Source organism: Streptomyces sp. Je 1-369 (assembly GCF_026810505.1).
In the GTDB taxonomy this organism is placed as follows: Bacteria; Actinomycetota; Actinomycetes; order Streptomycetales; family Streptomycetaceae; genus Streptomyces.
On record NZ_CP101750.1, the window covers coordinates 2,844,149 to 2,865,691 of the forward strand.

At 73.7% G+C, this 21,543-nt stretch carries 14 protein-coding genes; 13 read left to right on the forward strand and 1 reads right to left on the reverse strand.

Features of this window, described 5'->3' with window-relative positions; translation table 11 throughout:
• Window positions 1-5: 5 nt before the first annotated feature.
• The 8 genes from NOO62_RS13005 (at window position 6) to NOO62_RS13040 (ending at window position 7,102) form a co-directional block, all read left to right on the forward strand.
• A complete protein-coding gene (locus NOO62_RS13005) occupies window positions 6-914 on the forward strand; it encodes a hypothetical protein (protein ID WP_268771047.1) in 909 nt (302 codons plus the stop codon).
• Window positions 911-1,153: a Trm112 family protein gene (locus NOO62_RS13010; RefSeq protein ID WP_268771048.1), complete on the forward strand. Its 243-nt coding sequence runs from the start codon at window positions 911-913 to the stop codon at window positions 1,151-1,153. Before NOO62_RS13005 ends, NOO62_RS13010 begins: the two co-directional genes overlap by 4 nt.
• Before the next feature lie 58 nt (window positions 1,154-1,211).
• Window positions 1,212-2,015 carry an FkbM family methyltransferase gene (locus NOO62_RS13015; RefSeq protein ID WP_268771049.1) on the forward strand — a complete coding sequence of 268 codons (804 nt, stop codon included), beginning with the start codon at window positions 1,212-1,214 and terminating at the stop codon, window positions 2,013-2,015.
• Window positions 1,996-2,619 carry a hypothetical protein gene (locus tag NOO62_RS13020; protein ID WP_268771050.1) on the forward strand — a complete coding sequence of 208 codons (624 nt, stop codon included), beginning with the start codon at window positions 1,996-1,998 and terminating at the stop codon, window positions 2,617-2,619. The genes NOO62_RS13015 and NOO62_RS13020 overlap by 20 nt, the downstream gene beginning before the upstream one ends.
• A gap of 130 nt (window positions 2,620-2,749) precedes the next feature.
• Window positions 2,750-3,655 (forward strand): LysR family transcriptional regulator, encoded by a 906-nt coding sequence (locus NOO62_RS13025; protein ID WP_268771051.1) that lies wholly within the window; start codon window positions 2,750-2,752, stop codon window positions 3,653-3,655.
• A 111-nt stretch (window positions 3,656-3,766) separates the two neighbouring features.
• Complete coding sequence (locus tag NOO62_RS13030) at window positions 3,767-4,336, forward strand: cysteine dioxygenase family protein (protein WP_268771052.1); 570 nt, start codon at window positions 3,767-3,769, stop codon at window positions 4,334-4,336.
• Window positions 4,336-5,454 (forward strand): YeiH family protein, encoded by a 1,119-nt coding sequence (locus tag NOO62_RS13035; RefSeq protein WP_268771053.1) that lies wholly within the window; start codon window positions 4,336-4,338, stop codon window positions 5,452-5,454. Before NOO62_RS13030 ends, NOO62_RS13035 begins: the two co-directional genes overlap by 1 nt.
• Window positions 5,455-5,623: 169 nt before the next feature.
• Entirely contained in the window at window positions 5,624-7,102 is a 1,479-nt protein-coding gene (locus tag NOO62_RS13040) for an acyl-CoA synthetase (protein WP_268771054.1), read from the forward strand.
• Between the two features lie 84 nt (window positions 7,103-7,186).
• Here the strand turns inward: NOO62_RS13040 and NOO62_RS13045 are convergent, their stop codons facing one another.
• A complete protein-coding gene (locus NOO62_RS13045) occupies window positions 7,187-10,906 on the reverse strand; it encodes a S8 family serine peptidase (protein ID WP_268771055.1) in 3,720 nt (1,239 codons plus the stop codon).
• Window positions 10,907-11,328: 422 nt separating this feature from the next.
• Here NOO62_RS13045 and NOO62_RS13050 point away from each other — a divergent pair, with 422 nt between their 5' ends.
• From NOO62_RS13050 to NOO62_RS13070, 5 genes are all read left to right on the forward strand, one after another.
• Window positions 11,329-13,230 (forward strand): trypsin-like peptidase domain-containing protein, encoded by a 1,902-nt coding sequence (locus tag NOO62_RS13050; protein ID WP_268771056.1) that lies wholly within the window; start codon window positions 11,329-11,331, stop codon window positions 13,228-13,230.
• Window positions 13,231-13,257: 27 nt separating this feature from the next.
• Window positions 13,258-14,484, forward strand: coding sequence for an AAA family ATPase (locus NOO62_RS13055; RefSeq protein WP_268771057.1), 1,227 nt, complete (start codon window positions 13,258-13,260; stop codon window positions 14,482-14,484).
• Window positions 14,485-14,592: 108 nt separating this feature from the next.
• Entirely contained in the window at window positions 14,593-18,555 is a 3,963-nt protein-coding gene (locus NOO62_RS13060; RefSeq protein WP_268771058.1) for an SAV_2336 N-terminal domain-related protein, read from the forward strand.
• A 236-nt stretch (window positions 18,556-18,791) separates the two neighbouring features.
• Window positions 18,792-19,829 carry a rod shape-determining protein gene (locus NOO62_RS13065; RefSeq protein WP_268771059.1) on the forward strand — a complete coding sequence of 346 codons (1,038 nt, stop codon included), beginning with the start codon at window positions 18,792-18,794 and terminating at the stop codon, window positions 19,827-19,829.
• 58 nt (window positions 19,830-19,887) lie between these two features.
• Window positions 19,888-21,510 carry a GAF domain-containing protein gene (locus NOO62_RS13070; RefSeq protein ID WP_414930985.1) on the forward strand — a complete coding sequence of 541 codons (1,623 nt, stop codon included), beginning with the start codon at window positions 19,888-19,890 and terminating at the stop codon, window positions 21,508-21,510.
• Window positions 21,511-21,543: the final 33 nt, after the last annotated feature.

Consider the following 21,543-nt stretch of genomic DNA (forward strand, 5'->3'; position numbering starts at 1 on the left):
GGGGCGTGGCCGCGGCACTGCTCGCGAACCTGCTCTACAGCACCGGATTCGTCCTGGAGAAGCGGGCGTTGACGGCGATGCCGTCGGTGAGCGTCCGCAACCCCGCCCGGCTGCTCCGGCAGGTGCTCGGCAGTCCGCTGTGGATCGGCGGCTCGCTGGCCCTGGCGGCGGGCTTCGGCGCGCAGCTCGCCGTCTACCGCACGCTGCCGATCGCCGCGGCGCAGGGCATCTTCGTGTCCGGCCTGGTCCTCCTGCTGCTGCTCTCCTCCGTCCTGCTCGGCGAGCGCACCTCTGGCCGCGAGCGGTACGCGGTCGCCGGAATCCTGATCGCGCTGCTCATGGTGGTCCTCTCGCTCAGCGAGGACAGCGACACGGTCGGCCACGGCGCGCCCGTGCCGCTGCTCCTCATGGTGTGCCTGCCGTCGCTCGCGGCGGGCGTCTGGCTGTACGGCTCCGCGGAGCGCCGCGCCAAGCACCGGCACCGGATGCCGACGGCGGGCGTCGAGTACGGCGTCGCGGTGGGGCTCCTGTACGGCGTGAGCTCACTCGCCATCAAGGGCGTGTCCAGCTATCTGACGACGGAGGACATCGGCGGCGCGGTCGGCGACCTGCTGCGCTCGCCCTACCCCTACTTGCTGCTCTTCACCGGCGCGTTCGGCCTGGTCATGTCGCAGGCGGCCCTCCAGCGCTGCCGGGCGTCCCTCATCGTCCCCGTGTGCACGACGGTGACGTCGCTCTTCACGGCGGTGCTGGGGACGCTGGCGTTCGGCGAGGCGCTGCCGCACGAGCCGGTGCGCCTGACGCTGCGCATCGCGGGCACGGTCCTCGCTGTCTCCGTCCTCCTCGCCATGCCGAAGCACGACGACACCTCTCCCCGGCCCTCGACCGCTCCCAAGGAGTTGACCAGCGGATGAACCCCGAAGACCCGCTGCTGAAGATCCTCGCGTGCCCGCTGGACAAGGGACCGCTGCACCTGCTCGCCGCCGATGAGCCCCTCGTACCGGAGGAGTCGCTGTACAACCCGCGGCTGCGGCGCCGCTATCCGGTACTCGACGGCATACCGCAGCTGCTGCCCTCCTCCGGCGAGCAGGTCCCGGAGGAGGAGCACGAGCAGCTGCTCAAGCGAATGTCCCCGTCGCCGACGTCTCCGTAGCCGACGTCCCCGTAGCGAACGTCCCCCTAGCGAACGTCCCCGTGACGAGAGGGTCCGCATGACTTTCGCCGCCCGCGTGGCGCCCTATGTCCCCGACCGCCTGATCGCCTCCCTGGCCCGGCTCGTCTACCCGCGCTTCGAGCCGGAGCTCGCCCGGCTCGCCGACCTCTGCCCGCCGGGCTGCGGCACCGCGGTGGACGTCGGCGGCTGGTACGGCCCATGGTCGTACCGGCTCGCCTCGCGCGCGCGCCGCGTGGTGACCGTCGAGCCGGTGCCGCAGCTTGCGCGGCTCCTCGCGTCCGGCACGCCCCGCAACGTACGGGTGATCCAGGCCGCCGCGACGGACCGGCCCGGCACGGCCAGGCTCTGGCTGCCGCGCGGCGACCGCGGGGAGCGGGGCGTGTCGTCCCTGGTCCGCCGGGACATCCACGACGTGGCCGTGGACGTGCCGTGTCTGACCCTGGACGGCCTCGGCCTGCGGGACGTGCACTTCGTCAAGATCGACGTGGACGGCAACGAGCTGCGGGTCCTGCGCGGCGCGCGCGAGCTGATCGCCCGCGACCGCCCGGCGATCTTCCTGGAGCTGGAGTCGCGCATCCAGCCGACCGCCCCGATCGTGGAGCTCCTCACCGGCCACCACGGCTATCGCGGCTGGGTGCTGCCGCACGACACCTGGCTGCCGCTCGACGCGTTCGACCTGGAGACACACCAGTCCGGCACGTCGTACGTCGTGTCCCAGGGCCTGCTGCGCCGGGTCCTCACGCCACGACCTCCCCGGTACGTCAACTCGGTCCTGTTCCTCCCCGACGGACACCGCCCGGGAGCGCTCGCGGTGCGCGACGATGGGGTGCATGCCCGCTAGCTCCTCGCCCGCCCCCGGCCCGTTCACCGCGCTGGACTTCCAGCTGGTCCTGCTGCGCCGCATGGCCGACCACAACGCCGACCTGGTGGAGAGCGCACGGCACGCGCTGGGCGTCTCCGTCGCCGACATGCGGGAGGCCAACCGTCGCTGGCAGGCGATGACCCGGTCCTCGCGGTCGCGGGGCGCCGTCTCCCGGTACCGCTCGGTCCTCGGGCCGCCCGAGGCGACGGTCCGCCGCCGGATCGGCGACCTGGAGTGCGAGGCGCTGCTCTGGCCGGTGCCGCTCTGGCCCGACCTGCGCTTCGAGGTGCTGCGCGCGCCGAACGGGGCGGTGTGGAACGAGTGGCTGGTACGCGCGCCCGACGCGGCCGGACCCGAGCTGCGCACGCTCGCCGACCTCACGCCCTGGTCCTGCACGGTCGACGAGGCCGCCCGCGCCTTCGCACCGGCCCGCCCCATGGAGGGGACGGCGCCGACGCGGTGGGGCCTCGCGTTCGAGGCGGTGGACGGGGGCGGGGACGGGGGCGGTGCGCGATGGCACTGCGTGGCGGAGTTCACGTGGGGGCTGTTGCAGCGGGTGGAGGTCAGGGAGGCCGCCGGGTGACCCGGAGCCTTGACCACGCGCGCCCCGCCGCCCGCCCGGCGCCCGCCCGGCGCGCGCCCCACTTGCCGCGGGGGCAAAAGCCCGTACGCGGACTTGTTCGCCACCTCCAACATCTGCTTATGATTCGGCGGTGTTCGATTCGCGGCACATCAAGACGTTCCACGAGGTGGTCCGGGCCGGTTCGTACTCGGCGGCCGCCCGTTCCCTCGGCTATACCCAGCCGGCGATAACCCAGCAGATGAAGGCCCTCGAACGGTCCGTGGGCACCCCGCTGTTCACCCGCGTCGGCCGCCGCATGCGCCTGACGGAGGCCGGTGAGGCGCTGTCGCGGCACGCGGGGATCATCCTGGACGACATCTCCGCCGCCCAGCAGCAGATGAACGCGATCACGCGGCTGCGCTCGGGACGCGTGCGGGTCTGCGCGTTCCCCAGCGCCAACGCGACGCTCATCCCGGAGGCCCTGGCCCGGCTCGCCTCGGGCCACCCCGGCGTGCGCGTGGAGCTCCTGGAGGACGAGCCGCCCGAGTCGCTGCGGCGAGTGGTGCGCGGCGAGTGCGACATCACGCTGGCCTTCACGTATCCCGGGCTGCACGACGAGGTGCCCGACGAGCTGGCGGAGATCCCGCTCCTGGAGGATCAGCTGACCGTGCTGCTGCCCACCGGGCACCGCCTGGCGCGCCAGCGTTCGGTCAAGCTCGCCGAGCTGGCCGAGGAGCGGTGGATCGCGGGCTGCCCGCGCTGCCGCGCGAACTTCCTGCACGAGTGCGCCGAGCTTGGCTTCGCGCCCGAGATCGCGTTCACCACCGACGACAACCTGGTGGTGCAGAGCCTGGTCGCCGAGGGGCTCGGCATCGCGATGATGCCGGGTCTCGTCCTGAACTTCCTGTGTCACCGCAAGGTGACCGGCCGCGCCCTGGACCCGGCGTCGCGGCGCCAGGTGTCGGCGTACGTCCTCAAGGACCATCTGCGGATCCCGGCCACCGCGCTGGTGCTCGACGAGCTGAAGACGGTGGCCGCCAACCGCGTCGGCTGCTGATCACCACCGCTTCCGCCGCCACTTCCACGGGGCCATCCATAAGCGGAAGTTGGGGGGTGGCCAAAAGACTGTCGTTGGACGTGATGGATCGGGCGGCGCGACGCTGCCCGTATGAGCACTCCGACCGCGTACCGGGCCGCCCGGACCACAGAGCGCCTCGACACCCTCGTCGCCGACGTGCGCGAGGCCGTGGGGCGCGGCCTGCCTCCCGACCTGACCGCGTACCTGGTCGGCGAACGGCTCGCCCCCCACCTCGGCTCCACCGACCTGCTCACCGACGAACAGCGCGAGGGCGACCCCGAGCGCTACCGCCAGCACGTCCTGCACGCCGAGCACGACGGCAGCTTCTCGATCGTGGCACTGGTCTGGCTGCCCGGACAGCGGACCTCCGTCCACGACCACGTGTCGTGGTGCGTCACGGGCGTGCACGAGGGCGAGGAGCAGGAGCGGCGCTACCGCCTGGTGCCCGCCGCGGGACCCGGCGGCGCGGCCCGCCTCGTCGCCACGGAGGACGTCGTCAATCCGCAGGGCTCGGTGTGCGGTTTCGCGCCGCCCGGCGACATCCACCGGGTGTGGAACGCCTGCGGCACGCTCGCGATATCGATCCACATCTACGGCGCGGACATAGCCCGCCTGGGCAGCAGCGTCCGCCGGGTGTACGAACTCCCGGCCGACCGGTAATGGCACTGCTCGGGGAGCGCACCGGCAGGTCCCGCGACCACCGCCCCGTCACACCCGCGGCGCCCCCGCGGCGCACCCCGGGGAAGCTGCCGGGCCTGGCGCTCGCGGCGACAGGCGTCGCCGTCGCCTGGGGCGTGCACCACCTCGTGCCGGGCGTCCCGATGCTCACCGTGGCCGTGGTCCTCGGCATCGCGGCGGCCCATGTGCCGGGCGCGGCGCACGCGTTCGTACGCGGCTCCGGCAAGGCGGGACTGACGTTCGCGGGCAAGCGGCTGATGCGGGTCGGCGTCGTGCTGCTCGGCCTGAAGCTGAGCCTGGACGACGTGCTGGGGCTCGGCTGGGCGTCGGTCGGGATGGTGCTCTGCGTGGTCGCGGTCACCTTCCTCGGCACGTGGTGGCTGGGCCGCAGGATGGGGCTGCGCGGCGACCAGCCGCTGCTGATCGCCACCGGCTATTCGATCTGCGGCGCCTCCGCGATCGGCGCGGTCAGCGAGGTGTCCGAGAGCGACGAGCGGGACACGGCCACCTCGGTGGCTCTCGTGACCCTCTGCGGCACGCTCGCCATCGCCGTACTGCCGCTGCTGCAAGGCCCGTTGGGGCTCAGCGACGCGGAGTTCGGGCGCTGGGTCGGGGCGAGCGTGCACGACGTGGGCCAGGTCGTGGCGACGGCGCAGACCGCGGGTGCGGGGGCGCTGGGCGACGCGGTCCTGGTCAAGCTGATGCGGGTCGCCCTGCTCGCGCCGCTCGTCGCGGCGGTGGCCCTCTCGGTACGGGCGCGCCGGCAGGGGCGCGGCTCGGCCGAGGAGGTCGCGGGGGCCTCCGGGACGACTGACGCGGACGGGACGGCCGGGACCAAGCGGCCGCCCCTCGTGCCGCTCTTCGTCGTCGGCTTCCTCGCCATGGTGGCGCTGCGCACGACCGGGTGGCTGCCGGGCGGGGCGATCGACGCGGCGGGGACGGTGCAGGAACTCCTGCTCGCCACCGCGCTGTTCGGCCTCGGCAGCGCGGTCGACCTGCCGTCCCTCACGCGCACGGGCGGACGGGTCGCGGCGCTCGGTCTCGTCTCGTGGGGTGTGATCGCGGGGATCTCGTACGTGGGTGTGGTGCTGACGTACTGAGGGACGCATCACCTGAAAGCCCCCGTCGGACGTCACCGGCACCGATCGCAGCGACGCCGTCTCCCCCGTCCCAGGGGAGGCGGCGTCGCCGTATGTCGCGTCTGCCCCCTCATCGGCGTAAGACTCTCCTGACACCCGGTGCAGATGACGACAACGAGGAGTACGAGACGTGGATCCCCTCTTCCCGGCCCTGGACACCGCGCACGGCGAGGCCCTCCGGTTCGGCGACCGCTCACTGACCTACCCCGAACTGGCTTCGGTCGCGGGCCCCTTGGCGCTGAGGCTGCGTGACGTCGGCCGGGTCGCCGTGTGGGCGACGCCGTCCCTGGAGACGGCGGTGGGCGTGGTCGCGGCGCTGCTCGCGGGCGTACCGGCCGTGCCGCTCAACCCGAAGTCGGGTGACTCCGAACTCACGCACATCGTGCGCGACAGCGCGCCGACGCTGGTGCTGGCGGAGGCGGGGGCGGAGCTCCCGCCCGCGCTGGCGGCCTTGGACCGCCACGACGTCGACGTCGACGCCCACGCCCATGTCCACGTACGCGAAGACGACGGCCCCCACCCCACCCCCTCCCTTGCCGCCGAACCGGCCCCGGAATCCCCCGCCCTGATCGTCTACACCTCCGGCACCACGGGCCCGCCCAAGGGCGCCGTGCTGCCCCGCCGCGCGATCGCCGCCACCCTCGACGCCCTGGCGGACGCCTGGCAGTGGACCGGTGACGACGTCCTGGTGCACGGCCTGCCCCTGTTCCACGTGCACGGCCTCATCCTCGGCACGCTGGGACCGCTGCGACGCGGCGGCTCCGTGCGGCACCTGGGCCGGTTCGGCACCGAGGGCGTGACGCGCGAGCTCGGTGCGGGGGCGACGATGCTGTTCGGGGTGCCGACGATGTACCACCGGATCGCCGAGGCCCTGCCGGACGACCCGGAGCTGGCGAAGGCGCTGGCCGGGGCGCGCCTGCTCGTGTCCGGCTCGGCGGCGCTCCCGGTCCACGACCACGAGCGCATCGCCGCCGCCACGGGCCGCCGCGTCATCGAGCGGTACGGCATGACGGAGACCCTCATGAACACCAGCGTCCGCGCGGACGGCGAGCCCCGCGCGGGCGCGGTCGGCGTGCCGCTGCCCGGCGTCGAGCTGCGCCTGGTGGACGAGGCGGGCGACGAGGTGACGGCGGACGACCCGGAGGCGGTCGGCGAGATCCAGGTACGCGGCCCGAACCTCTTCACGGAGTACCTGAACCGCCCGGACGCGACCGCGGCGGCCTTCGCTCCCGGCGGCTGGTTCCGCACCGGCGACATGGCGGTGCGGGACCCCGACGGCTACGTGCGCATCGTCGGCCGCAAGGCCACCGACCTCATCAAGAGCGGCGGTTACAAGATCGGCGCGGGCGAGATCGAGAACGCGCTCCTCGCCCACGAGGGAGTACGCGAGGCCGCGGTCACCGGCGAACCGGACCCCGACCTGGGCGAACGCATCGTGGCCTGGGTGGTACCCACGGACGCCGCCACCCCGCCCGCCGCGAAGGACCTGGCGGACCACGTGGCCACCTCCCTCGCCCCGCACAAGCGCCCGCGGGTCGTGCGCTACCTGGAGTCCCTGCCGCGCAACGACATGGGCAAGATCATGAAGCGGGCGCTGACGCAGCAGTAGAGCCTTCCCGTGGAGCCCGCGGAGCCCGCGGAGCCCGTGGGGCCCCGCGTCGGTCGGCGATCGACACGGGGCCCCACCGCAGGGCTACTTCACGCCCACCGCCCGAATGACCTCCTGCGAAACGACTCCGCCCCGGTCGTCGCCCGCCGAGGCCCGCAAGGACACGGACCGGGCGTCACGGGGCACCGTCACCTCACCTTCCCAGGCCGCGCCCTTCCCGCCGTCCCGGTCGAGGCGTACGTCCCGCCAGGTCACCCCCTCGTCGTACGAGACGGATAGCTCGCCGCCCCCGATGGCGCCCGTGTCCGCCGCCCCCTTCACGTACTCGGCGAAGATCCCGACGTCGAGGGTCCGGCCGCCGCGTACCGCTCCCGCGAGGTCCGTGTCCACGTCGAAGCCGAGGTTGAGCAGCGGCAGGAACGTCTTCTTGTCCGCGGGGGTCTGCTTCGACTTGAAGGTCCACTCGGCGTGGCCCTCCGTCGCGAGCTGCCAGCGCTCAGGGGTCAGCGTCGTGTCGGTGACGACCTTGTACGTGTGCTCCGCGGGGTCCGCGTCCCACACGTACACGCCGGAGCTCTTGCGCCGGTCGGCACTCACGCCGTCCACGAAGACCTCGCTGACCTGCGTCATCGAATCCTCGTTCCAGACATCGCCGAAGCCGGTGTGGTCGGGTCCCGAGTCGCCCCAGCCGGGCACGTTGAACGCCAGGTCGTTGCCGCTGCGCGTCTGGCCCCAGCCGAGCCCGGTGCCGAGCCAGGGGTGCAGGACCGGCTTGAACCAGTCGAGGCCGGTGCGCTTGCCGCCCTTGTAGGCGACGAGGCCGCTGCGCTCCTCCAGCGCGCCGGGCCCGGTGGACACCGACTCGTGCCACAGCTGGTCCCGGCCCGTGGAGACGTACTCCGTGCGCTCCGCCGGGAGGTCGATCCTCTCCTGGAAGCCGAAGCCGATGGGGAAGGTGTCGGTGATGGAGTAGCGGTACTCGCCGCCCGCCGCGGGCTTCACCGCGTGGAACTCTGCGTCCAGCGTGGCGAGTTCGCGCTTCGTCGGCTCGTACGTGAGGTCACCCTTCGGGACGGCGCCCTCGTGCCCCTCGGAAAGGTCGTACACATAGGGGGTGTTGGGGGTGCCGGTGCTCGCGATCCGCTTCCCCGCCTTCGCGGCCGCGATGAGCCGGGCCCCGTCGGCGGCGTCGACCGTGGCGATCATCAGCGGCCGTTCACCGTTGTCGTCCGTGCCGAACCAGGCGTTGAGGCGCCCCGGACGGTCGTCCGTCACGAACAGCGCCTTCGCGCCCGCGTCCTGCGCGGCCTGCCCCAGCCGCGCCGGGGTGACCGCGTCCGTGCGGCGTACGACGACGGCCTTGCCGCGGACGTCCTTGCCCTCGTACGCGCCCGGGGTACCGTCGCCCGCGTCCACCAGCGCCCACGTCCGCCGCCCCACGGCGATCGTCCCGCCGGGCTGGGCGACGGCCTCGCGCAGGCCCTTGACGTCCACGAGCGGCTTGCCGAGCCGCCACACGGTGCGGTACTCGAAGCTGCCGTCGGTGACCTTCGCGGTGGGCGCGGCGAAGACGCTGTCGTACTTCACGGGCACCTGGACGGCGCCCATGAGGTCGGCGCCGCCGGCCTTGCGGTCGTACTCCATGAGCAGCTGCCGGGTCTCGGTGCGCCGGTCCACGTCGGCCTTGATCTCGCGCAGTTTCCGCCCGTCCAGGGTGATCGCGCGGTCCCGGTCGAGGCGGATCTGCGGGTCGGCGAGGAAGCCGAGGCCGAGGGAGTCCTCGCCGTGGCTGCCGCGTACGTCGAGGAAGGTCGACAGGGCGTACGTGCCGGGCTTCAGGCGCAGCTTCAGGGTCCCGGATCCGTCGACGGCGGCCGGGAACGGCTCGGTGCGTTCGGCGAGTTGCTGTACGACGAGATCGGCCGGGGCCGCGGCGCCGTCACGGTCCTTGACGTGGACGGTGAGGGTGTACCGCTCCTCCTCCTTGACCATGCCGAACGCGGTGCGCGCCACCTCCTTGCCGCCCGGGTCCGCGCTCGCGACGACGGCGCCACTGGTGTTCCCGACGGACGCCTTCGACCCGTCGCCGGTGACGGTGGTCGACGCGGTGCCATGGGCGGGGACGGTGAGGGTCGGGTCGGCGAGCGTGACGACGCCGTCGGCGGCGCCCCGCGTGGCGAGGCTCAACTCGATCGCGCTGCTGGAGTGGTTGCGGTAGGTGAGGGTTCTCTCGACCGGCTTGTTGTCGTCGTAGGGCCAGCCGTAGAAGCCGAGGTCGGCGCTGCCGGTGGCGGTTACGTGGGCGTCGACGGCGTCGGGCACACTCACCCGTCCCGCCCCCACCTCATAGGCGGGCGCGTCGAGTTGTTTCGAGGTGGACATCAGTGCGTCCTTGAGCTGCGCGCCGGTCCAGTCGGGGTGCCGCTCGGCGAGGAGGGCGGCGACGCCCGCGACGTGCGGCGTCGCCATCGACGTACCGCTCATCTCGGTATAGAAGCCCTCGCCCTCGGTGAGCTGGGAGCGGGCGGCGAGGATGTCGACGCCGGGCGCCGACAGGTCGGGCTTCAGCGCGTGGTCACCGGCGCGCGGGCCCTGGCTCGTGAAGTACGCGGCCTCGTCGGTGGAGTCGACGGCACCGACGGTCAGCGCGGCGTCGGCGGCGCCGGGCGAGCCGATGGAGGAGGGGGCGCCCGTGTTGCCCGCGGCGATGACGAAGAGGGCGCCGGTCTCCTTGGAGAGGGAGTTCACGGCGGCGGCCATCGGGTCGGTCCCGTCGCTCGCCTCCGACGAGCCGAGGCTCATGGAGACGACCTTGGCGTCGATGTCCTTCGCCGCCCACTCCATGCCCGCGATGATCTCCGACTCGCTGCCGAAGCCCTCGTCGCTGAGCACCTTGCCGACGGCGAGGGAGGCGCCGGGTGCGACACCCTTCTCCTTGCCGCCCTCGGAGGCGGCGCCGCTCCCGCCGACGGTGGAGGCGACGTGCGTGCCGTGCCCGTTGCGGTCGGCGACCTCCTCCCCCGGGACGAAACTCTTGCTCTCGCCGACGCGCCCCTTCAGGTCCGGGTGCCCGACGTCGACCCCGGTGTCGAGCACGGCGACCTTGACGCCCTTGCCCGTGAGCCCGGCGTCCCAGGCCTTCGGGGTGCCGATCTGCTCGTTGCTCCGCGCCATGTCGGCCTCGACGCGCCCGTCGAGCCAGACCTTGTCGATGCCGGACGACTTGGCGCGTACGGCTTGCCAGAGGGCGGCGGGACGGTCGGCGCTGACGGCGAGGCCTTCTACGCTCCTGAGGGCGCGCACCTTTGTGGTCCCGTGGGGCAGTTGGCGGGCGTTCCGTGGCTTCTTGTCTCGGTACGTCACGATGAGGGGCAGCTCGGCGGTGGCCCCGCCCCGGTCCGCGAGCCCCTGCCGGATCAGCTCGGTCACGTCGAAGAGGCGCTCGTCGAGGACGCCGGAACGCAGGTACGGCCGCGCTTCGTCCGGTACGACGGTGACGTGGCCGTCGACGACCTGACTGCGCACGGCGCCTCGCGCCCCGCCCGCTCCGGCGGGCCGGTCGACGGTGACGGTCCGCCGACCGCCGGGGAGCGGGGTGACGGTGACCTTGTGCCCGGTGAGCAGGGTGACGGTGTGGGAGAGCGGGGCCTTTGGCGCGGGCTTGGGAGCGGCTGAGGGCGCGGCTGAGGCGGCGGCTGCGGGCGCGTCGTCGGCGACGGCGCCCGGCCCGGCGGGAAGCAGGGCGAACGCGAGACCGGCGGCGGCCACGAGCACGGCTCTTCGCCGCGCGGGGGATCTGGTCATGGGGCTGCCTCTCTTCGTCGGACCCGGGCGGGGGCGGGAGGGGGCGGGAGATGGTGCCCGAGTGCTGCGAAGGGTGGCAGGAGCCTTGTGGTGCGCGGCAGTTGGCGGAGGTGGCGGGAAGCCGCCAGAGTGACAAACCGCCATGGGTGCCCGTCGCGCCGGGGTCCGTACTGTCCGGGGTGCTGTCCGGCGTACTGTCCGGCGTGCTGTTGGCGTGCTGTCGGCATCACGAAGGCACTGACAGCCGCACACGCCGTCCGCGAGAATACGGAGGCCGGGTCCCGGGCGACCGGTCCACGGCGACCGCACGGGCGCAACGGGGGTAGGACCATGGGGAGTTCGACGCGTGCCGCGATCAGGCAGGCACGTACACCATCCCGCACACCAGCACGTACACCAACCCGCACGCCATTCCGTACGCCATGAAGAACACCTCCTGGCACGCCCGCATCGACTGCGGCGGCGAGGTCGGCGCGGGCTTCCTCGTCTCGGCGCGGCACGTCCTCACCTGCGCGCACGTCGTCAAGGACAACCCGAGCCACCCCGTCACCGTCACCTTCCCGCACCACAGGGAGCTCACGCCCGTGTGCGCCACGGTCACCGGCCACGGCGGCTGGCAGGGCCGCCACGACGACCCCGGCGACCTCGCCGTGCTGGAACTGGAGCGTTCGGTGCCGGTCGCCCCCGCCGAGTTCGCGGCGCCCGACGACGCGTACGGCGAGCCGCGCCCGCGCCTCATCGTGTACGGCTTCCCGCTCGGGTACGACGAGGGCACGATCGCCGAATACCGGGTCACGGCCGCCCAGTTGATCGCGGGCGAGTGGATCCAGCTGGAGGCGTGGAGCGCCCACGGCCAGCGGCTCGCGCCGGGGTTCAGCGGTGCGGCGGTGGCCCTCGCCGACACCGGCCGCGTCGTCGGCATGCTGTCCGCGGCGGACGGTACGCCCGACATCCTCAGCGGCCGAATGCTCCCCACGTCCGTCATGTCCCGCTACTGGCCCCGCCTCGCCGGACTGGTCCGCACGCCCTCGCACGAGCCGAGTACCGCGGAACGACTGCGCGAAGTCGTCGGGAAGGCCGCCGACACCGAGTTCGCCCGCAATCCGGAACGCCTGTACCTGGACGCGGCGGGACCGTTCGGACCGCCGGTGCCGGAGGGCGGCTTCGACTCCCTGTGGGCCGCGGCCTGGTATCTGCTGTGGGAGGTCGGGGAACCGGAGGCCGCGACCCGCTTCGCCGACCGGCTGACCGCCCTGCTCGACACCCGGCTACGCCCCGGGGCGGACCCCGCCCGCGCGGCACCCGGCCACGCGCCTCACCGCACGGTGCCCGCCCCCGCCAGGCCGGAGCCTTCCGCCGCGGGCCCGGCCTGGGCGCCGATCCTCATCGAGATAGAGCACAGCGGCGGCGACGCCGACCAGGTCCTCGTCACGGTCTCCGCCCACCGCGAGGGCCGCCGCCACCCCGTCGACTCGCGCACCCTGCACAGGAGCGAGGTGCGGACCCACGTCCAGGAGCACATCGAGGAGGCGTTCTGGCACCTCCCGCCGGGCGCCGACGAGTTGATCGCCTTCGTACTGCCCCGCGAGTGGCTCAACGAGCCGGTCGCGAACTGGCAGCGCAGCGCCGACGATCCGACGCCGCTCGGCTGCTCGTACCCCCTCGTCGTGACCGAACGCACCCGCCGCACCGGCGGCCTGCGCCACCAGCTCGCCCGCAAGTGGGAACGGCTCGGCGGCAGGACGTCGGCGACCCTGCACCGCGTCGAGTGCGGCACCAGCGAGAAGCCGAACAGGCTCCGCTTCCTGCTCCGCCGCGACGAGGCGGACCTGGCGGGCTTCGCCGCGGCCCCGACCGCACCCCGCGTCCGGCCCCACTTCGAGGCCTCCCTGAACGCGCCCGCGCCCATCCTCGTGTGGCCGCGCACCGGCTGCGAGCACGGCGACCACGACGAGGCACAGGCCTGCGCCGGTACGGACTTCCTGGACCGGCTCGCCGCGTACCTGGACGGCCTGCCGCCCGCCGAACTGCCCCGCCACGTCCTCGCGCTGCGCGAGAGCGCCGAGGCGTCCGACGCGCCCGAGCGGCACTGGGCCAGGGACGTCCAGCTCCTGTGGGACGACCCGCGCTGCTTCCCCGACGCGACCGCGGCCCCGCGGCTCTCCCCGGTCACCCTTGCCCCCTCTGCCCTCTCTGACCCCTCTGCCTCCTCTGCCTCCTCTGCCTCTACGGGCTCCCCCTGCCTCCCCCGCCCCCTCCGCCTCCCTCTCCTCTCTCATCGCCCCCGCCCCTCCTGTCACCCAGCACTCCCCGTCATCCGCTGAGCGCACGCACCCCACCGGAGAACCCACATGAGCCAGTGGCCCGTCTACACCGGCAGGACAGCGCCTCACGACGGCATCACGGACCTGCCGCCGCCCCCGCCCTGGCGTGCCTTCGACGGTGGCCCCGCCCTGGAGACCCCCGTCGACGACGGGGCCACCACCAGCCCCGACCGCGCCCACCGGGCCCGCACCTACCGCGCCACGGACGAGGCGGTGCAACTCGTCAACGCGGCGCTCTACTTGCGGCGCCCGCTGCTGATCACGGGCCCGCCCGGCAGCGGCAAGTCGAGCCTGGCGTACGCCGTCGCCCGCGAGCTGCGGCTCGGTCCGGTACTGCGCTGGAACATCACGAGCCGCAGCACGCTGCACGACGCGCTCTACCAGTACGACCCGCTGTCGCGGCTGTACGCGGCGGGGCGGGCCGCGCGGGACGAGATCGTCCGGCCCCGCACGCGCGCGCAGGGTGCGTCGCACGCGCCGGGCACACCGGTCGCCTCACGCGCACCCCACGGCCCAAAGGCCCCGCAGTCCCCGCCGCCCACACAGTCCCAGCACCCCCCGTACCTCCCGCACCTCCCGCAGCCCTCCCAGCCCTCCCAGCCCTCCCAGCCCTCACACGAGACCACCACCCCCGACGAAACCGCCGCCCCCGTGGACCGCGCAGGCGTGGCCGACCACCTGCGGCTCGGCCCCCTGGGCACCGCCCTCCTGCCCTACGCCCGCCCCCGCGCCCTCCTCATCGACGAGATCGACAAGAGCGACCTCGACCTCCCCAACGATCTCCTGAACGTCCTGGAGGAGGGCCAGTACGAGATCCCGGAGCTGCTGCGGGTCGCCAAGCGCACCCCGCGCGCGACCCTCCTGACCGACGGCACCGACACTCCGGTCACCGTCGAGAAGGGCCGCGTCCGCTGCCGCGCCTTCCCCTTCGTCGTCCTCACCAGCAACGGAGAACGCGAGTTCCCGCCCGCGTTCCTGCGCCGCTGCGTCACCCTGCGGCTGCGCCAGCCCCGCGACGAACACCTGGAAGAGATCGTCCGCGCCCACCTCGGCGAGCCGGACGCCTACGCCCGCGGCCTCATCACCCGCTTCCTCGAACGCGGCGCGGGCGGCGAACTCGCCACGGACCAGCTCCTCAACGCCATCTACCTGACCGGCGCCGCGGGCCTCGACGGCGACTCGCGGGACGAACTGGCGCAGCAGCTGATGCCCTACCTGTCGACGGCCACCGACACCGGCCGCAATGCCTTCTGACCGGCAACCGCAACCGCACCCCGGCGAGGTCGCACACCTCGCCGGCCTGCTGGCCGACGTCTCGGGAGGGTCCCGTCACCTCACGCCGACCGAACTGGCGGAACTCCTGTGGCTGGCATCCCACTTGCCCGCACCACCCGAGCCGAGCCGTACCCCGGACCCGTCGCCCGACCCCTCTGCGGAATCCCAGCCCGCGCCCCACCCCACAACCGACTCCGAAACCACCCACGAGCCCACCCCCAAGGACCCGGAGAAGCGCCCCCACCCCCCCCGCCCCCCCCCCCCCCGCCCCCCCCCCCCGCCCCGCCCCCCCCCCCCCCCCCCCCCCCACCCACCCCCCCCCCCCCCCCCCCCCCACGCCCCCCCCCCCCGCGCCCCCCCCCCCCCCCCCGCCCGCCCCGGGCCCCCGCACCCGTCGCGCCCCCCCACGTGCCCGTCCCGCCGATGCTCGCCCACCCGCTCGCCCTGCAACGCGCGGTGCGCCCCCTCAAGCGCTACGTCCCCTCGCCCACCGGACGGTTCCTCGACGAGGAGGCCACCGCCCACCGCATCGCCCTGCTCGGCGGACAGCCGCAAGGGTGGCTCCCCGTTCTCCGGCCGTCCCCCGAGCGCTGGCTCCGGCTCTGCGTCGTGCACGACGGCGGCGCGACGATGCCGATGTGGCGGCCGCTCGTACGGGAACTGCACGCCGCGCTGGCCCAGTCCGGCGTGTTCCGCACGGTCGAGCTGCACCGCGCGTCGCCCGACGGCACGGTCCCGGCGAGGGCGGCGTCCGTACCCGTCGATGGCCGTACCGTCGTCCTGGTGGTCAGCGACTGCATGGGTCCGCAGTGGCGCGAGGGCCCCGGCGCCACCCGCTGGCACCGCACGCTGCGACGCTGGGCGGCCCGCATGCCGCTGGCCGTGGTCCAGCCGCTCCCCGAACGCCTGTGGCGCACCTCTGCTCTGCCGACGACGCCCGGCCTGCTGTCGGCCCCGCACCCGGCGGCGCCGTCCGCGGCCCTCACGTTCACCGCGTACGACGCCCTCGACGAGCCGCACCCCGGTGACGCCCTGCCCATCCCTGTCCTGGAGCCCGCGGCGAACTGGCTGGCGAACTGGGCGGCGCTGATCACCGACCCCGGTGGTGCCCGACTACCCGGGGCCGTGGGCTGGCTTACTCCCACAACACGCATGCAGCCGTCGCACGCAGCGGTTCCGGGAGCCACCCCGCCCCGCGAGGACATCACCCGGCTCACCGCCGAGGAACTGGTGCTGCGCTTCCGCTCCACCGCGTCCCCCGAGGCGTTCCGGCTCGCCGGTCATCTCGCTCTGGGCGAACCGGTGTTGCCGGTCATGCGCCTGGTCCACCGGGCGGTGGAGAGGCAGCCACGGCCGCAGCACCTCGCCGAGGTGATCCTCAGCGGCATGCTCGCCGAGGCACCGGAGAGCCCGTCCGGCACGTACGCCTTCCGGGACGGCGTACGCGAACTGCTCCTGCGCACCCTGCCGCGCACGGCACGCGGGCGCACCCGTGAACTCCTCGCCCGGGTGGGCGGTTTGATCGACGACCGGGCGGGCGTGGCACCGGGCGAGCTGCGGGCGGTGGCCCATGCACCGGTCCCCGGCGACACGGGAACGGAGAGCAGTGCGGACAGCGCGGGTAACGCGGGTAACGCGGCCGGAGCGTTCGCGACCCTCGCCCCCGAGAGCGTCCGGCAGCTCGGCGGGGAACGGGACCACCTGCTCGGCGGCCGCTACCGCGGCGTCGCACAGATCGGCCGGAGTCCCGGCGTATGGCTCGCGGACGACCTCTCCGGCGGCGGCGAGGGCGAGGTCGTGGTGGTGCAGCGATTCCTGACGGCGTCGGACCGGCCCCGCGCATCGAATGAGGCGGCGCGGCTCGCGCGCTTCCGGCACGAGCATGTCGCCGCCGTCCGCGACCACGGCGTGGACGACGGAGTCTTCTACCTGGTCACGGAGTTCGTACCGGGCCGCAACCTCGACGAGATCCTTCTGGGGCACCCCGAAGGTCTCCCCGGTAACGTCCTGCTGGGGGTGGTGACGTCACTGGCCGACGCGGTCCTGGCCCTGCACGCCCAGACCATCGCCCACGGCGCGATCTCCGCCGAACAGGTGCGGGTCCCCTCGGAGCGCGGCCCGGTCCTGTGCGGCTTCACTCTCACGCCGTACGGCCCGGCGGCCCGGCATGCCGACCTGCTGGCGCTCGGACACGTGGTGCACGAGGCGTACACGGGCTCGGCGACGACACCGGTGGGCCGGACTTCGGGCCCCGCACGCCGCGGCGTCCTCCCCCCGGCGGTCCTGAGGGCCCTGGAGTCGGCCGTCGTCGACCTCGAAACCGGCGCACTGGATCGTCAACGGCAGGCAGCGTCCCAGCTGTTGCACCTCACAGTGCGTCCAACCATCAGCATCACCCTGATGGGTCGACTCGCTGTGCTCCTGGGCGGCGACCCCGTACCGACGGGCACGCCGGAGTGCCGGGCGGTGCTCTGCATGCTGCTCCTCGCCGAGGGCCGCCCGCTCTCGTACGCGGAGCTGGCCGAGGGCCTGTGGGGAGCCGACCGTGCCGACCCCACGGTCTCCCTCCTCGACGCCTGCCTCACCCACATCCGCGACGTGATGGAACTGCCGCTGTCCGAGCAGGCCGAGGGGTACTCCCTCCGCCTGTCGGACGACGACTCCGTCGACGTGCTCCGCTACCGGCGGCTGATCGACGAAGCCGACGCGGCGCGGGCGGCAAGGGACGCGGAGGTGGCCCACGCACGAACGCGGGAGGCTCTCGCGCTGTGGCGGGGGGAGTCCCTGGACGGGGTGCCGGGGCCGGCCGCGGCACGGGCGCGGGCGGACATCGACCGGCTCCACGAGCGCCTGCTGCGCGCAGACCCCGCCGAGGGCGGAGGGCGGCGCACCCTGGTGGCATTCGAGTGTGTCGCACCCGGCACCCGGTCCGACGCGGTCCTGGAAGCGCTGGGCAGGTGGGTCTCCGGCTTCCTGGTACACAGCGCTTTCGAGCAGTACACACTCCGCCCCTGTACGGGCGGCTGGCTGGCGGCCGTCGCCCCGGAAGCCCCTGCCCCGCAACTGCTGTCGGCTCTCCTGGGAGAGCTCCCCTCCCTCTTCGGGGATCTCCCGGGACTCACCGTCGCCGTCACGATCGCGCAGAGCACGGAACAGGCGGCTTCCGCGCCACGGTTCCCCGACGGACTGCGGCACCTGTTCGGCCGGGGCGGAGGTCGCATCGTGGTCGCCCTCCCCGACGCACTGCACAGGAGCCTCGGCCTCCGGGAACTGCCCCACGCACCCGCATTCGAGCCCATGCGTGGCACTCACCACTGGTACCACCAGATCACAGCGCCCCGCGCCCCGGCCGGACCACCGATCCTGCTCGGCTTCGACGGCGTCCTCACCCACCTCTTCCCCGGCCGCACGGCGCGTACGGCCGCGCTCTCCCTCCTCTCCGTGGTCAGCGAGTACCGCCGCCCCGAGGGCGCACTCGCAGGTGAGCCGCTCGTGGCCGCGGGCACGGCCGCGCTGCCCAGCGAGGACCGCACCCACCCCTTGGACGTACTGCGCGCGCTGGCCCATCACCAGGAGTACGCCGCGGAACTGCACGCACGCCTCACCACACTGGAGACGGACCGCGCGTCCGTCGCGGTGCCGCTCGACCAGCTCGGACCACTCCGCGCACTCCTCGCGGACCATTGGGTCTGCATCGCCACCGACACCTCGCGCGAGGCCGTGTCGACGTACCTCGCCGCGTACGGCCTCCCCGCCCCGCGCGCCGGAATCCACGGCCGCACAGCGGACGTCGCGCGCCTGATGCCGGACCCCGACCGCCTGACCCGGGCCCTGGCCGGACTCGGCGACCCGCCGGACCGCTGCCTGATGCTCGGCGCATCCCCGCACGAGGCGGTCGCCGCCCGCACCCTCGGCATCCCCTTCATCGGCCACGCCCCCGACAAACGGTCCGCGGAGGGACTCCGGTCCGTAGGGGTCTCCCGTACCGTCACATCCCTGCGCGAGTTCGTCGACCTCGTCCGCGCGGAAGACGGACGACAGGGCATATGAAATCCCGTCAGATAGGCGAGTACGCACCTTTTCGGTAGCAACCCCTCCGGGTCCACTGGAACCACCGCACCGTTCGCCGGAACCACCGCACCGCCCGCGACGCCCTCAACACCACCCGTGCGGCGGCACCCCGCCCGGCTCAGCCCAGCGCGCGAGCCGCGTCCGGCCGCCGCACGATGCGAGACAGGACCGTCGTCCGACGGTCCGTACGGTCCGCGCTCTCGGGAGGATCTGCCATGACCGTCAGTCTGGAGCAGTTGCGCCGCTGCCACATCGCCGTCGACCTGGGAGCCGCGAGAACCCGCGTGTACGTGAAGGGGGCGGGCCTCGTCGTCGACCAGCCGAGCGCCGCCGCCGTCAACACGCGCACCGGCGCGCTCATCGCGGTCGGCCAGTTCGCCGAGCAGATGACGGGACGTACGCCCGGCTACATCCGGGTGGTCCGCCCCGTCTCCGGCGGCACCGTCGTCGACATCGAGATGGCCCAGCGCATGCTGCGCCACCTGATCGGCGAGAAGCTCCGCCGCACGCTGCGCCGCAAGCCCCGGCTGCGCGCCGCCGCCTGCACGCCGCACGACGCGGACCCGCTGGCCCAGCGCGCCGCCGTCGAGACGATGGTCGGGCTCGGGGCACGCCGCGTGGAACTGGTCGACACGCTCATCGCGGCGGCCGTCGGCTGCGGGCTGCCGGTGGAGCGTCCCGAGGCGACGATGATCCTCGTCTGCGGCGCCGCCACCACGCAGGTCGCGGTCCTCTCCCTCGGCTCGATCGTGACCGCGGAACGCATTCCCGTCGGCGGCGAGGCCATCGACAACGCGATCGTGCAGCACCTGCGCCACCACCACGAACTGATGCTGCCCTCCCAGTCCGTACGCCCCCTCCAGCTCGCGCTGCGCGGCAACGGCCTCACCCCGCAGGGACCGGAGTCGACGGAGATCCACGGCAGGGACGTCGCGACGGGTCTGGCCCGCTCCGTCCAGGTCGACACGGCCGCGGTCCGCGACGCCATCCACACCCCGCTGACCGCCGTGCTCGACGGCATCGGCAAGGTACTGCGCGACTGCCCGCCGGACCTGGTGGCCGACCTCGCGGACCGCGGAATCATGATGGTCGGCGGCAGCGCGCTGCTGCCGGGTCTCGACCAGATGCTGCGGGACGCAACCGGCATGCCCGTACATATCGCGGAACGACCGGATGTATGCGCTGTACTGGGACTTGGTGCGATGCTTGAGGGCAAGATCCAACCGCTGGCGCTGGCGCCCCTGTCCGGCTGAGCCGAACGGCCGACGCGTGCCCTCACCTCGACCATGGAGTACGTCGTACGTGACCGAGATGCCCGAAGGCGCAGGCGCAGGCGCCGACGCGAGCGAAGGCAGAGGCACGGAGCCGCAGCAGCCCTCGATGCAGCCGATCCTCGAGGCGGTCCTCAGCGTCGGCACGGACCTCGAACTCCGGGCGACGCTGCAGCACATCGTGGACAGCGCGGCCCGGCTGACCGGGGCCGGGCTCGGCACGCTCGGTGTCGACACCCCCGGCCACGGGGGCCCCGCCGAGCTGTTCGTGGCGGGCGGACCCGGGCGCTACCCCGACGGCGTGCCGTGCGTACGCCCGACCGCGGACGGCACCGTCATCGACGTACCGATCCACGTCCACGACGATCCGTTCGGGACGCTGCTGCTCGCCGAGAAGGACCGGGGCGGCGCCTTCACCGACGAGGACCGCCAGCTCCTTCGGGTCCTGGCGAGCCAGGCGGGCATCGCGATCGGCAACGCCCGCCTGTTCGAGGCGGCCCGGCAGCGGGAGCGCTGGATCGAGGGCGCGGCGGCGGTCACCACGGCCCTGCTCACCGGCGAGGCGGCGGCGGACGCGCTGATGACGGTGGCGGACCGGGCGCGCGTCCTCGCGGGCGCGGCGGCGGGCGTGATCCTGCAACCCACGGACGCGGGCGGCATGCGGATCGTGGCGGCGGCCACGGACGGGGAGCCGCACGGGTGGGGGTCGTCGGCACACAGGCGCCGCCCGGTTGACGGCACGTCACGCCCCGCAGGGCCCCCCGCGGACGTACCTCGCTCAGCCGCACGCACCACTGGCAGCAGCAAGCACACCCACCACAACGACCTCATCGGCACCACCATCGAGCCCGGCAGCGCGGTCCTCACCCAGCTGCTCGGCGGTGAACCCGTCTACATCGACGACTCGGCGACCGACCCCCGTATGACGACGCACGTGCGCGCCCGCTTCGGCCCGAGCATGATGCTGCCGTTGCAGGCGGGCGGCCGCCTCATCGGCACGCTCGCACTCCCCCGCAGGCGCGGCGCCCCCGCCTACACCTCCGCCGAACGCCTGCTCGCGACCCAGTTCGCCTCACAGGCCGCGCTCGCCCTCGTCCTCGCCGACGCCCAGCAGAGCCGGCAGCGTCTCGCGGTCTTCGAGGACCGCGACCGCATCGCCCGCGACCTGCACGACCTCGTGGTCCAGCGCCTCTTCGCGACCGGCATGATGCTGGAGGGCACGCGCCGCAAGGCCAGGTCGACCCAGGTCGAGTCGACCCTGGACCACGCCGTGGACGAGCTGGAGTCCACGATCCAGGAGGTCCGCACCGCCATCTTCGCGCTCCAGCAGCCCCCCGCGGACGCCCCCGCCACGTTCCGGGGCAAGGTCCTGCGCGAGACGGCGGGCGCGTCGGCGATCCTCGGCATCCAGCCTTCCGTGCACTTCGCGGGCGCCGTCGACACGCAGGTCACGGAACCGGCGGCGGGCCGCCTGCTCGCCGCCCTGCGCCGCGCCCTGGCCGCGGCGTCCCGCCGTACGGGCGTCACGCGCGTGGACGTCGCGGTCGACGCACGGGCCACGCTGCCGGACGGCCGCGCGGGCGTACGGCTGACGGTGTACGACGACGGGGACACGGACGGCGTGGAGGCGGGAACGACGACGACGTGGCAGGCGCCGCTCTAGGACCTGTGTCGGAGGTCCCGCCTGCCCCGCGAC